Origin of the sequence: Pseudoalteromonas sp. SG43-4, from assembly GCF_014164325.1 — a bacterium.
In the GTDB taxonomy this organism is placed as follows: Bacteria; Pseudomonadota; Gammaproteobacteria; order Enterobacterales; family Alteromonadaceae; genus Pseudoalteromonas; species Pseudoalteromonas distincta.
This window is the reverse complement of the sequence record NZ_JACJFB010000005.1, coordinates 239391-254134: the sequence shown is the minus strand read 5'-3', so window position 1 is coordinate 254134 and position 14744 is coordinate 239391. Positions and strand designations below refer to the sequence as shown.

Sequence of the window (14744 nt, the reverse complement as noted above, 5' to 3'; positions counted from 1 at the left end):
CGGTTACCAATTGGCACAGCTCGAGTAAAAATGCGTACATCTTCATCTGATGGGCTATATTGGTTATCTGCACTCATGTAAATAGGCGTAGTAGATACTGGTGTACCAGCATAACGTGCATCTGTTTCATTGAAGCTAGCCATCGCACGACCAATGAAACGAATATTGTCTGTTAGTTCATAAGTGAAGTTAGACAAAAATGAGTTTTTGTTTGTATCAGGGTAAAACTTAGTTACTTCACCGTAGCTATATGTACAACGGCCATTACCATCAGCATCAATAGTATTTACAGTATTAGGTTCTGCATCACATAGATCTGAATTTGCATGGTAGCCTGTGCTATCTAAATAGTTAGATACTGGGCTGTACGAGCTGTATGCACCGTAAGTTTCATCATCTAGTGCCCATATATCTCTATCGTAAATAGCATCGCTTTCAGAGTGTTCGAAAGTGAAAACAATATTACCTTTTTCAGCAGTAAAACCTGACGATACAGAGAAAGTACTGCTATCACCGCCGTCAACACTTGGTTGATTAAATTCATATTTAAGATTTAAACCGTCGAAATCTTTTTTAGTGATGATGTTAATTACACCAGCAACCGCTGCAGAACCATATACTGCAGAAGCACCATCACGTAAGATTTCGATACGCTCAACGATAGCCATTGGAATTAGAGAAGTATCTGCAGATGCACCAGAAGAAGTACTTGTTCCAGGCATACGACGGCCATCTAATAATACTAGAGTCGCATCAGAACCTAAACCACGTAAGTTAATACTTGAAGTTGCAGAAGAACCTGCGCCGTAGCCAGAAACACCAGTCCAAGAACCGAATGAGTTTGAAGATAAGTTGTTAAGTACATCTCCTACAGATGGCTCACCTGACAAGTTAATATCTGCTGCAGTAATAACTGTTACTGGAGAGCTATTTTCAAGATCAACCTGTTTAATACGAGAACCAGTTACTTGAATACGTTCTACTTTATCTGCGCTTTCTTCAGCTGCGAATGAACTAGCCGAAAATGCAGCTGTTGATACTGCACCGAAAGCTATCGCTAAGCGAACAGCTTTTGAGATTTTATTATTTAACATTGGATTACCCCTAGAATATTTTTTAATTATTTTGTTTTCAAAACGGTCTGCAATTCATCACAGTACCTATTTCGATTTGAATAGTAGGCCCAACTCAAGCAAAAGGTCAACACTTTGACAACGAAAAAACACATTAATTTACAACAACTTAAAGAAACAAAAAACTAACACGTTGCAATATTATCACTATTAACCAAGGAGCAATATTCAACTTTTTGGAGCTATGCTAAGAAAATGAAATTAAATGTAAACAAACCTTGAAAGTGAATTAACATTTGTAGATTATAGTGTTTCTAACAAACAAAGGAATTGCTATGAAAACTCACCTCGTATGTATTTTAATACTCACTATCTCATTCTCGGCTTTCGCTGACTTAAAAGAACTTCCGGAAGAATTTTCAGATTTTAGTTTAAATAGAGATATTACTGTCTCATATGATGACTTAGATACTCTTCTAAGTTTTACTGTAATTGATACTGGAGCATCAGATCGTTCCAAACTAAATTCTCAAGCCTCCATCGGTACAAGAATGAAGTCGCATAAAAATAACGACACAGCATTAGAAGCAAATCGTTTCTTCTTTGAAGAAGTAACAAAATCAGAGATTAAAGACGGTTTTTATAAGATCAGAGTTAGCCTAGAAAGTCTGCCAAATGAAATCTCACTTAACGAACTCAGCCTTGATGAGCAACTTGCTTATTGGTTAAACCTTTACAATACAGCCATGTTAGAAAAACTGATCACACACTATCCTATTCGCGATACAGAAGATTTACTCTTTGGCAGCAATTCAATTTTAGAGGATGATTTTTTAAATGTTGCTGGCCATAAACTTTCTTTAAACGACATACAACAAAATATTGTTTTTAAAAAGTTTGGTATAAAAAAACCAATAGTTATGTATGGGTTTTATCAAGGAAATATAGGAAGTCCTAACATTCGTGCCGAAGCATATAAAGGAAACAAGGTTTATCATCAATTAGTTGAAAACGCTGAAGAATTCGTCAATTCAAATAGAGGAACTAGTATCAAGCGAAAAAATCGCCTTTATGCCTCTAAGTACTATGAGCAAGTTAAACCATTATTCGAAAACTTTGAGAAAGATTTACGAGAGCACCTAAAAGACTATGCAAACCCGCCAATGAGCTCTGATATAAAATATGCTAAGAGCTTTAAAATAGGTATTGAAGATTGGAGAATCACTGATATTTATGGCACAGAGCGAAAGTTTGGTGGCGCAGCGTCAACAAATCCTGCCGCCATGCTCAATGCTGTTGCAAATAACTCATCAAAACCAATAGGAGCTGATGGCGCAGGTTCAGGACTAGGTGCTGTTAACATAAGCTTTTTATCTAATTCTATTTCGGAGAAAACAATGGACTTTGGCCGCTTTTCTCCAGAAATGCTCGAAAAAATTAGAGCTCTCAAGCTAAAAGAAACTGATAATAGTGGCTCTGTAAAAATAAAAGACCTTTAATAAATTTTATTATTTAACTTTAAAAAACACCCTGTTAACATGGTACGAAAAATAGGGTGTTTTATGTCTAACTTTCTTAACTCTGCGCTCGCTGCTTATAATTCACGCCAATATAACCAAGCTATTCTTTTTTTAAACAAATGTGATATTAAAACTGTTGATTGGTATATTTTACTTGCCGCTACATATAGCGCACTTAACCAAAATGAAAATGCCGAACAAACATATTCTTACGCAGTAAATAAGTTTCCTTCATCCCTCCCTCTAATTGAAAACTATACAAACTTGCTGTGCAGAACTGCTAAACATTCGTTATGTTTAAACTTTTTAAAAAACACAAGGTATTTGGCATTAAGCAAAAAGGTATCTCTGAATTTTATAGAAAGCTTGATCAAAACCAACCAGTTGTTACAAGCAAAAAAGGAACTTTCTAAAACCGTATCTGATGAAACCTTAAAAGAGAGATATCACTGGTTAAAGCTTGAATTACTAGAACGTTTGGGTGACTTAGAATTAGTTGAAAGCTATTACCTCTCTTTACCTGCCGATTTAAAAAATCAATTTTTATTTAAATATAAACGTGCTTGTAATTTTCGCAATATGGGTAAATTCGACAATGCTTTAGATATATTTTTAATGCTAAGCGATAAGCAGAACAAGTATAGCCCCGAGGTTAACTTTTTGATTGGCTGTACTTACTATGATTTACTAAAGTTTGAGCTTTGTGAGCAGTATTTAAAACGATGTCTTGAACAGGCTCCTAACTATATACCTGCGCATGAGTGTTTAAATAAATTATACTGGGATCGTGCAAACAAATCAGCCCTTATGAGCTCCTACACTAGTACATTCTTAAATCATGCTAAAAACCCACAACTAGTTCAATCACAACTAGCTCAGCTTTTACATTTTAAAGATTTTAATCAAGCCCTTGATGTATCTTCACAAGCAATTAGGCTCTTCCCTGATAACTTAGACATAAAACATGCTCATGGCATCATTTTAGGTAAGCATGGGCAAAGTGATAAAGCATTCATTATATTAGATGAGCTTGTATCACAGGCTCCCCAATCAGCAAGATATAGTGTAGATTTGGCAAACTACTGTATTGAAAATTTTGAATATAAAAAAGCAATATTGCACTTAAACACTGCAGTTAAACACAACCCTTTTAATCAAGAAATCTGGGCTTATTTATCCACAGCTTGGCGCTTAGCTAAAGACGATAAATATCATTGGTTAACTAATTACGATATGTTTGTTAAAACAATGGCTCTACCTACGCCTAAAGGCTACAAGTCGTTTAACTCTTTTGGGAAGGAACTCAAGGAACTATTACTTACTTTACACACTAAAGAACAAGACCCGCTTGATCAAAGTGTTCGAAGAGGAAGTCAAACTGAAGGACACTTACTCTATCGCTCAAATACGTTACTCTCATTATTTAAGCAGTCAATGGAGTCATGTATATCTACTTACTTAAATGATTTACCAGCAGATAGTATGCACCCATTAACGGCAAGAAATAGCCTAAACTTTACTGCCAAAGGCAGCTGGTCAGTAAAACTAGAAAATGGAGGATATCATGCCAATCATATTCATCCTCACGGTTGGTTGTCAGCACCCAGCTATATTTCTATACCTGATGAAATGAGTAAAAATGATCCACTTAAAAATGGATGGTTAAAGTTAGGAGAAACATGCCTTGACCTAGGAAAAAGAGAATCAATAGATCGCGAGATATGCCCTGAAAGTGGACAAATTATCATTTTTCCTAGCTATATTTGGCATGGCACAAATGAGCTTAAAAGCGATAGACCTCGCTTAACAATACCTAGCGATATTATGCCAATTGGTTAATCTAGTTGATTGAAATTCAAACTAGTGCTATAAAAATAAACAAAAACAAAGGATTGATCATGATAAAATGCTTGCTACTTATAATCGCTATTGTTTTTATTCCAGTGAAAGCTGAAGAATTCTCTTTACCCGAAGAGTTTTCAGATTTTGGCTTAAATAGGGATATAAGCATATCTTATGAAGACCTAGACCAACTTCTAGAGTTAACCGTTATTGACATGGGTTTATCTGATAGGACTATTCTAAAACCAATAGTAGGTAATGGCACAAGGTTACGATCTAATAGAGACAGAGATACGGCTTTAGAGGCTAACCGCTTTTATTTCGAAGAAGTTGTAAAATCGGATATTAAGCTAGGTTTTAAAGTAATTCGCCAAAGCCTAGAAAAAGTACCTGAAGAAGTCCCTTTAAACGCATTAACCTTAGATGAGCAATTAGCTTATTGGCTAAACTTATATAATACAGCCATTATTGAAAAGTTAATTGAACATTACCCAGTTCGAAATGCAAAAAAATTACTCGAAGGGGAAAACTCAATACTAAACGATAAATTTATAAATGTTTCAGGTCATACCTTGTCACTTAATAATATTCAACATGATATCGTTTTTAAGAAATTTGGGAATAAGAAAATAGTAATGTATGGCTTCTATCAAGGGATAATCGGAAGTCCGAATTTACGTAACGAAGCTTACACAGCTGATAAGGTATATAAACAACTTTCAGGTAATGCTGAAGAGTTTGTAAACTCCAACCGAGGCGTTCAAGTTAAAAGAAATCGTCTAAACGTTTCTATTTTTTATGATCAAGCAAAAATTTTATTTCCTGACTTTGAGAACGATCTACTAAAGCATATTTTAAACTATTCTGATTCTTCTATTAATTCACAAGTAGAAGATTCGGAAGAATTAATTCTAGCTATTGAGGACTGGAATGTAACCGACATATACGGCACTGAGCGCTCATTTGGTGAGGGTAATGCCACCAACAAAGCGGCCTTACTCAATGCCGTAGCAGCCAATAGTAACGTGCCTGGTGCAGGCGCTATGAACCTTAGCTTCCTAAGCGATATGTTATCCTCTAAAGTTAGCTCTCAATCTCGCTTTTCACCTGCAGTATTAGACAAAATTAATAAGCTTCGTCTCAAGAAAAAAATCAATAGTAGTAGTGTTAAAATAAAAGACTTACCCACTAAATAATTAAATTGTATTCAGCGCTCTATTGAGTGCTGAATACTCTCAGTGATTAATCTAATACATTATTAAACTCTTCAAAATCAGAAATAGATAAGCTTTCTTTAATATACCTACTGAAATTTTTATATCTTCCCGATGAAGATGTATAAAGAGGCTTTCTCACCTGCCAAACACTAGCAGTACTTACAATATTTTTTTGTTGATGAAATAAACCGCTTTCACCTTGATATTTTACGCCTAAAAATTCGAACAGAGGCAATAATACCCCCTCGGGCTTTGAAACAAGTTCATCATAATTGACTGTAAAAATATCATTAGGATACTTTTTTAGCCAATGTGCTTTAACACGCTGCTGCGCTTTATGATAGTGCACTGTATCATTCAGTGCGGTCGCATAATTCAAACTTGGGCCTAAATGTTGAAAGTAAGCTGATAAACTGTTATCTCTAATATCGCGCTGTGTCCAAATAACTTTTGCTTCAGGGTACATCATTTTAATTATATCAATGTATAAGTAGTTCTCAGGCCGTTTATCAGTAACCAGACTACTTTTTCCCGCTCTTAACTTTAATTCTTTCTCATAACCTTGCTGAAATAATGTTGAGTTAACCGTGCTTGACAGCACTTTAGGCTTATCAATTAGATTGAATAGTTGCTTATGCAAGTAATCAATCTCTCCTCCATTACTAATCACCTCAGAAGTGCAAATTATTTGTTCTATTAAGGTTGAACCAGACCTAAACATGCCACAAATAATAATTGGAACAATATCGCCAGTCTTACTTTTTACGTTACTAAGCTCTCTTGCTAGTGTGCTACTTACTTGATGTTCAATATCAACTCTGTTGTATTGCGGGATATATTTTCGATTAAAGCTATTGGCTTTAGTATAATAAGACCATGATTTTTCATAATCTTTGCTATCGTCATAAGCTTTCCCAAGCGCATAATACATATCAGCTTTTAACACATCATCTTCTGTAGCTTCTAAAATAGATAGGCTTTTTAGTTCGTATTCTAACGCTTCTTTTTTATTAAATGTTTGTATATCAGCAATTCTCGCATGCGCCAGACCATATAAAGGATTTATCTTTAATACCTGATTAAAGCTCTTTAAACAGTTTTGCTTATCACCAAGCTGCTCATATATATTAGCAAGATTAAAATAGGCATTAATTTTATTTGGTTCAACTGTAATTGCCTGCTGTAAATAATTAGTCGCAGTCCCATAATCAATTAAAAGCTCAGAGTAGACGGATGCTAACTCCACATAAGCGGTATATATGTCGTGGTAACCAAGCTCGATAGCTGCTAAGAAAGATGTACTTGCAAGAGTACCTTTGCCATCTTTTTTTGCCATTTCACCCAATTGAAAATATGACATTGCGCTATCCGGTACTATTTCAGTGTATTTTTTAAGTAAGTCTATTGCTAAAGAGAATTCATTACTGGCGGCATATAACTGACAAAGAGTATTTACATAATCGAATTTTTTGGGGGCTATTGAAATGAGTCTTCTACAAACTTCCTTACTTTTTAGTAAATCTCCTTCATTCATAGCTACTTTAAACAATACAGCTAAAGCTTGCTCATTAACTTCAGGGTTGTCGCATAAACCTTCTAGGGTTGCTTTTCCTGCCACAATCTTTCCACTATTCAATTGCTGTATTGCAAACAGTAAACTTTCTTTTACCGATTTCATTTTTTCCCCATAAAAAAAGCGAGCCTAAGCTCGCTTAATATACATTAATTAATTCAAATTAGAATTTTAATGAAAGGCTCGCATGGAAGTAACGACCTAACGAATCGTAGTAACCAGCAATAGCATTTGCGTTTGTTGATAATGAACCACCAACTAGAGGTGCCTCTTTATCCATAACGTTGTTAACACCTACTAATAAAGACGTGTAATCATTAATAGTAAATGTACCTTTAAGGTCAATATAGCTTTGTGAGCTAATACCGTCGTCTTGTACTAATGTATCAGCACCAGTGTAATCGTTTACACCGCTGAAGAAACGCCATTTAGCAGTAGCTCTCCACCAGCTGCCCGTGTCGTAGCTAGCAGATACAACATGACGCCATTCTGGTTGAGGGAAACAACCGTTATCTAATGAGTCAACACAGTCATATACTTCACTTACACCAGGAATATTATCAAATTCCTTAGTTAACATGTAGGTACCAATGATACTAGTTTTTAATGTACCTTCAGCAATTTCCATATCGTAGTTTGCGCTTAAATCGATACCTTCGTAATGGATATTACCTAAGTTAGTATTTGTAGCAACAACTTGGCCAGAACCTATCCAAAGGCTACCACTACCAGGTGTACGGTCTACGTTATCACAAAATACAGCCGCGCCGCTTTTACCACATTGTGTAACTAGAATTTCTGGGTCAATATTACCAATCGCGTCTTCAAGTTCAATATCCCAGTAATCGATTGAGAAGTTGAAGTTTTCAAATGGGTTACCAACAACACCTAAAGTAATAGTATCAGCAATTTCTGGAGATAAATCAGGGTTACCACCAAACAGAGCATTATATTGATCCGCAGGGCTCTTACCTACATTGCCATACTGACTTGCAGAAACACCTGTATTTGCACACTCAGCAGCTGTTAGGCTTGGTGTACCAGCACATGGATCAGTACCGGCCCATAAACCAGTGCTTTGTTGAGCGAATAGCTCACCATTGTTTGCTGCACGAACTGCACGGTTGTAGCTTGAACGAATTTTCCAATCGCCTGTTACATCCCAGTTCATTGCCACTTTATAAGTCGGCTCAGCACCTGAAGTGCTATAGTCTGACCAACGGTAGCCTAATTCAACAAGTAAACTTTCAACTAACGGTAAATCTTCAACGATTGGTAGGCTAAGCTCACCAAACACTTCACGTACTTGATAACCACCATTTAAACTCTTAGTAGTACCACCTTGGCCTAGTAATAGACCTTGTGCATATACTTCATCAGCTGTTCTACTGAATGTTTCTTCACGATACTCTGCACCAAATACTGCAGCAACTGGGTACTCTGAAGATGGAAGTGAGAAATCGAATTCGCCAGTAACAAAACCACTTACAATCAATTGCTCAGTAACACCGTTCAAGATTGCTGTACCAGTAAGTGACTGTGCAGCTTCTTCTGTTACACCATCAAACTGAAAAACATCGTACGGAATACAACCAGAAGTCGCGCTACAATCTTCACCATTTGCTGATAAAGCGGTGATTATACGCGGACCAAAGAAATCATTTTCATATGCTGAAGAAGATGAAGTTGAACCGTATTGAGCAAATGCTTCGTAAGACCAAAGGTCGTTAATTTCGCCTTTACTACCTAATACTAAACGGAAAGAGTTATGTTCAAGGCTGTCTGCACGAGGGCCACCTTCAACGTTACGCTTACCAATATAAGTTGCAAACTGATCACCAGAAGTCAATCCAAAGCGCTCAGTTAGTTGTGCACGTTGTGTATCATTTAATAATGGGCTATCAAAATCAATTGAGTAATTATCATTAAAGAACGTACCAGACTCAGCAATCTGCGCTGTAGTGCGGTTACGCATAAACATTGCTTCCATGAACGGACGGAAGCTATCATTGATTTCGTAGTTAGCAAACATACCTAATGTATGACGTTCATCAGGACGCATAAAGTGGTTAATTGGCGCGTAGTTATATGTATTACCAACTGAAGGAATAAAGCTGCTATCTTGACCTAGAGTCCAGTATTCGTACTGGCCTTCACCAAAGTCTACAACACCGTCAGCGTTAGGAGCTGAGATATAAAAGTTAGGGTTAACAGCATTACCTGAACCACCACAAGCTGTACCAGCAGCATTTAGAGCACAAGATGAGTAATCACGTGCACCTTGGCGTAATTCATTTTGTCTGTTGTAAGTAAAGTAAGCTACTGCATGACCCCTACCACTATCAAATGCACCACCTAGAGTCGCTGCAAAATCAAATGACGCGCCATCAAGACCCGTATTACCTTCTTCATATTCAAAGCCAGCATCATCCATTAGGCCTTGCATGTATTCATTATCGTTATTATGTTGGTAAGCAGTTGTACCTACATTAACTTCAAAACCCTCAAACTGATCGTTCATTACAAAGTTTACAACACCAGCAACAGCGTCTGCACCGTAAGTAGATGAACCACCACCAGTCATTACATCTACGCGTTTAATTAGCGCAGCAGGAATTTGGTTAATATCAGCTGATTGTGTGTAAATACCACCAGCTTGCATACGACGACCGTTTACAAGAACAAGAGTACGCTGAGGACCCATACCACGTAAATCAAGAGTTGCAGTTCCCGAAGCACCATTTGATTGGAAAGAAGTATTAGACGCTTCTAGTTGCGGTAAGCTATTCATCATGTCTTCAACACGAGTAAAACCTGCAACAGCAATTTCTTCAGCAGTTGTTACTTGCACTGGGCTAGCTGTTTCCATATCTGTACGTTTGATACGTGAACCAGTAACTTCAATTCGTTCAACCTTATCAACTTTTTCTTCATCAGCAGCAAACGAACTTGCTGAAAAAGCAGCTGTTGAAGCTGTACCGAAAGCTATCGCTAAGCGAACTGCTTTTGAAACTTTATTATTTAACATTCGATTCTCCCAGAATACTTTATATTTTTTATATTTTTTGCTTGATTACCATTTGTTAATAAATGGTAATCATACGTTATGATAATACCAGCAATACAATGCGGTCAACATAAAATTAACTTATTGTTAATTACCAACACTTTCAAAGCTAAAGCATTACAATTTTAAAATCAAAAAATTTACATTGGTATTATTAAATAGCGCCATTACTGCATTAAGGGAAATTATAAAAAAAGGGGGGATTGAATTCACAAAGGTTAACTTTTAGCTTACGGTAACTTAAAAGAGAGAGGTTTGAGTGCTCTTTGATAGCGTCACTTTCATAGCACTAAAAATCATTTCGGCTATTGGGTCTAATTGTTTTTTTATATACAAAGGATAATTCAGTCTTTTATTTGTATCACTGAGCTCTGGTCCATCAAATGTGTAAACATACTCTATAATTTGCCCTCGTTTCACCTCAAAGTTTGGGTTCTGGGCTTTATATTTTTTAACTGCTTGGACATGTGGTGGAATATTCTTTTTATATTCAGTTAAATTTTGTCCTAACCTTTTTCTATAAATTAATTTATCGTCAAATTCTCCATTTTGTAAACGCCTAGAGTAAGAATTAACTAACTCCTCTAAAAGGCTTATTTTATAGTCACTACTGAACAAAGTTTCAAACAACTCTACTTGAAACTCTTGAGCGAACTCAGTCCAATCACTTCGAACTGCTTCAACACCTTTAAATACTAGCTCATTGTGATTTTTATTAATTTTTTGACCTACATATCGTTTTTTAGAGCCCATCGTTTTCCCCCTAATTGTAGGCATAAAAAAAGGACTGTATAAGGTTTCAAATTCAATCTCCAAAAAGCTCTCTAAGTCGTGCTTCTGACTAATTTCTTGTACCCACTGTTGATTGATATTAATAGCTAATTGTTTACCAATTTCATCGCATTGAAGCGTATTCAAACCGTCATCCAAAGTAATGAATATTGAATCTGTATCGCCATAAATTACATTGTACCCACACTCCTCTATCCATTTTTTTGTGGTTTGCATTATATCGTGCCCACGTAGTGTGATTGAACTTGAAAGACGTGGATCGTAAAAGCGACACCCCCGAGAACCAAGCACTCCATATAAGCTATTCATAATAATTTTTATAGCCTGCGATAACATAGGTTTTTGGCTATCTTTTGCTTCTTGTCTTGTTATTGATAGAGTTTTTATAAGGGCTGGTAAATGATTTTTATGTCTTGAAAAAAGTGCATTATTATATCCTGGAATTGCATCTTTTGGATTGAGCAACCCCTCAATTAAACCAAGAGGGTCTATACAAAAAGTACGCATAATTGATGGATATAAGCTTTTAAAGTCGAGTACAAGTACATTTTTATAAAACCCCGGTTTTGAAGACATTACATACCCTCCAGGACTATCAAAACTTAAGCCATGATCTCCTAAATTAGGTGCTACATAACCACTTCGGTGAAGTAAGGGCAGATAAAGGTTAACAAATGAAGCGACTGAACCGCCCATTCTATGAAGTTCAAGCCCCGTTAATTGACTCCTAACAACAGCAAAATCAAGTAAATTTAATTTGTTAAAAATACGTAGAACCAGTACGCAATCTTGTCTATTGTATTTCGCAAGGGATAACTTATTATCATTAAATTGGCGTTCAATTTCTGCTAGCTGGTCACTTGAACTGATGTACTTTTTCTCACCAAGCTCCTTAGCAGCTACATTTGACAGGCTAAAGCTATCATAGTGGTAGGTCGCATTTTTTAACGTGTCTATACCGTCTATAACAACTCTTCCTGGTATAGTTAATCGAGTATAATGGCCTACTCGTAATTTTATTTTTTCGTTATTACGTCCAAGACGCAATTCTATACCTAGAGTTTCAGCTCTGGAGTGAAGAACAGAAAAATCAAACTCAATGACGTTCCAACCAATAATAAGATCTGGATCTGTTTTTGCTATAAAGTGCTGTAATTTTTGTAAAAGATCGATTTCATCAACACACCATATTATTTCAATTGCATCACTATATTTAATAGGACTGCCAATCATTAATACACAATCAATGCCATGACCGACCAAACCAATGGAAAATAATACCCCTTCTCCATTGCACTCGATGTCTAAAGAAACTGTTTTAAACTTAGGATTTACATCTGGGTTATTTTTAAATTGGCAATTGGTTAATAGCCTATATCCGTCTTTATGTGTAATATCTCCTCTCACCCATGTGGAGCCTTTAATAAATCGCTCCATTAAAAAGCGATCTATAGGGCGTATGTCATCTTCGTATGTCACAATGCCCTCTGCGCTTAGAGCTTTTAACGCATTGTAGTAATGTTTAAGTGATTTAAAGTAGCAACCAGCCACAGTCCCCTGCTGAAAATCTTTTAATTCTACAGGGACAATTTCAAAAGAAACATCTGAGAGCCGCAGTACTTTTTCTACCGTCGCTTTATCCTTTAACTTGATAAAAAAAACAACTGACTCTGGTAAGCTAATTGCTTTTAATGGCCCTTTTTCAGTTAAAAGCCAAATAACAAAACTTACGCCCAAAGGTGAATCAACTGTTTCTGTAGAGAGAATAAACCCCGAGTCTAAGTGCATTAATGAAATAAGCCTTGTAATAAAAAACGACAAAAATAAAATTTGTAAAGCAGGTTATATTTTATTTCTTTCTAAGTTAGTCTTAAGAAAAAATAATATGAGCATTCAATGAGCCCTTCTGAAATTATCCAACACGCTAATAATCTCCTTCAACAAAACAAGCTTCAACAAGCCAAAAAAATAATATTATCTTTAATTCAAACTGCACCAGAGCACCATCAAGCTTGGCAAGTATTAGCCCAAGTACATCGACAGTTAAAAGAGCAAGAGCAATACCAACAAGCCATTAAACAATATGAGATGATTGCTTGGTTTAACCAACGTTTAGATAAAGCGAATCAGCATCTATTAAACAAAGAATTAAAACCAGCAGAAAACATTGCCCATGAGTTGCTCAAGCTTGTAGCGAATGAATACCGTGTTTTAGTGTTATTAAGTAAAATAGCTTTTCAGGCAAACGACTTAAAAGCGTATTTGGCTATTACTTCTCATAATATAAATATAAATAGCACAAAATCAGCCGCTTATGATGCGCACATTGAAGCATTATTTAATACAAAGCAATATTTAGAGCTAATCTCTTTTTATAATAGGTCGACCAAATTAGTTACTTTACTACCACAATCCCAAAGTCTACTCGCTGCTGCCTATGTAAAAATGATGGACTTCAAAAATGCATCTCTAAATTACCAATCTTTGTTAAATAAAAATTATTACCCCGCATATTGCAATTTAAGACTTGGAAACATAGAAAAGATAATTGGCAATAACCAAAGTGCTATTGCGTACTATTGCAAAACAATAAAACTAGCTCCCCATATCGGCGAAGCCTATTGGAACTTAGCAAACTTAAAAACATATACTTTCACTCAGCTCAATATAGCTAATTTAGAACAGCAGATAACAATAGACTCAAATAAATTAAATAGAGCACAACTTCACTTTGCTTTAGCTAAAGCATATGAACAACATAGCAGATACGAAGATGCCTTTTTGCAGCTAAGAATAAGTAACGATTTACAAAAGTCACTTACCCCTTACATTACTAATGACTTTAATGAGCGCTGTAAAAAATACCTAACCAAAAAAGTAGCCAATACAGTACATTCCTCAACCGAAAATGAAGTCCAGCTGATATTTATTGTAAGCTTGCCTAGAAGTGGCTCTACACTTATTGAGCAAATACTGGCATCGCATAGCCATGTTGACGCTAGCTATGAATTATCAGAAATCAATTCTATTGCAGTAGAGTTAGAAAACCTTCAGATAAAAAGCAACGTACCTTATAAGCTAAATAGTTTGACTCAAGAGCACTTGGCAACATTAGCCAAACGCTACTTAAAATTCATTGAACCTTTTCGCAATAACAAGCCTTACTTTATTGATAAACAACCAGTCAACTTTCAACATATTGCTCTTATCAAAACTTTATTCCCTAATGCAAAAATAATCGATGTACAACGAGATAAAAAAGCGACTGCATGGAGCCTTTATAAGCACTCATTTTCACAAGGCCATAGTTATAGCTACGATCAGGAAGATTTAGCTCACTACATGAATGAATATTATAAGCTGATGACACATTGGCATAGCGTATATCCTGACGAAATATATACAATTAATTATGAAAGCTTAATAAACAACTTCACTGAAACGGTTAATGATTTATTTGAACATTGCAATTTAGTAGTAGAGCAAGCGTGTTATGAGTTTTATAATAACCAACGCCCTGTTTTAACTCCCAGTTCAGAACAAGTACGTAAGCCAATTTACAAAGAAGCGCTGACTGACTGGAAAAAATATGCAAATCATCTAACGCCACTGCTTAATAGGCTAAATTAGTAAACAAGCTGCTTGTAGTTACACTCTTAT

Annotated in this window: 8 protein-coding genes; 4 read left to right on the top strand and 4 right to left on the bottom strand. The window is 35.9% G+C overall.

The window, feature by feature from the left end:
• On the bottom strand, window positions 1-1094 hold a 1094-nt coding region (locus tag H5160_RS07445), incomplete at its 3' end, for a TonB-dependent siderophore receptor (protein WP_182737168.1).
• Between the two features lie 314 nt (window positions 1095-1408).
• Between H5160_RS07445 and H5160_RS07440 the strand changes: the two genes are divergently transcribed.
• From H5160_RS07440 to H5160_RS07430, 3 genes are all read left to right on the top strand, one after another.
• Window positions 1409-2572 (top strand): DUF547 domain-containing protein, encoded by a 1164-nt coding sequence (locus H5160_RS07440; protein WP_182737167.1) that lies wholly within the window; start codon window positions 1409-1411, stop codon window positions 2570-2572.
• A gap of 63 nt (window positions 2573-2635) precedes the next feature.
• The gene (locus tag H5160_RS07435; RefSeq protein WP_182737166.1) at window positions 2636-4432 is read left to right on the top strand and encodes a putative 2OG-Fe(II) oxygenase; all 1797 of its coding nucleotides are present in this window, start codon (window positions 2636-2638) and stop codon (window positions 4430-4432) included.
• 5 nt (window positions 4433-4437) lie between these two features.
• On the top strand, window positions 4438-5631 hold the full coding sequence (locus tag H5160_RS07430) for a DUF547 domain-containing protein (protein WP_182674420.1): 1194 nt from the start codon (window positions 4438-4440) through the stop codon (window positions 5629-5631).
• Between the two features lie 46 nt (window positions 5632-5677).
• Here H5160_RS07430 and H5160_RS07425 read toward each other — a convergent pair whose 3' ends face one another.
• The 3 genes from H5160_RS07425 to H5160_RS07415 all read right to left on the bottom strand — a co-directional run bounded on the left by H5160_RS07425 (window position 5678) and on the right by H5160_RS07415 (window position 12872).
• A complete protein-coding gene (locus H5160_RS07425; RefSeq protein ID WP_182737165.1) occupies window positions 5678-7330 on the bottom strand; it encodes a tetratricopeptide repeat-containing sulfotransferase family protein in 1653 nt (550 codons plus the stop codon).
• 58 nt (window positions 7331-7388) lie between these two features.
• On the bottom strand, window positions 7389-10253 hold the full coding sequence (locus H5160_RS07420) for a TonB-dependent receptor domain-containing protein (protein WP_024597657.1): 2865 nt from the start codon (window positions 10251-10253) through the stop codon (window positions 7389-7391).
• Window positions 10254-10532: 279 nt separating this feature from the next.
• A complete protein-coding gene (locus tag H5160_RS07415; RefSeq protein ID WP_182737164.1) occupies window positions 10533-12872 on the bottom strand; it encodes a DNA polymerase II in 2340 nt (779 codons plus the stop codon).
• A 108-nt stretch (window positions 12873-12980) separates the two neighbouring features.
• Here H5160_RS07415 and H5160_RS07410 point away from each other — a divergent pair, with 108 nt between their 5' ends.
• On the top strand, window positions 12981-14714 hold the full coding sequence (locus H5160_RS07410) for a tetratricopeptide repeat-containing sulfotransferase family protein (protein ID WP_182737163.1): 1734 nt from the start codon (window positions 12981-12983) through the stop codon (window positions 14712-14714).
• The last annotated feature ends 30 nt before the right edge of the window (window positions 14715-14744 follow it).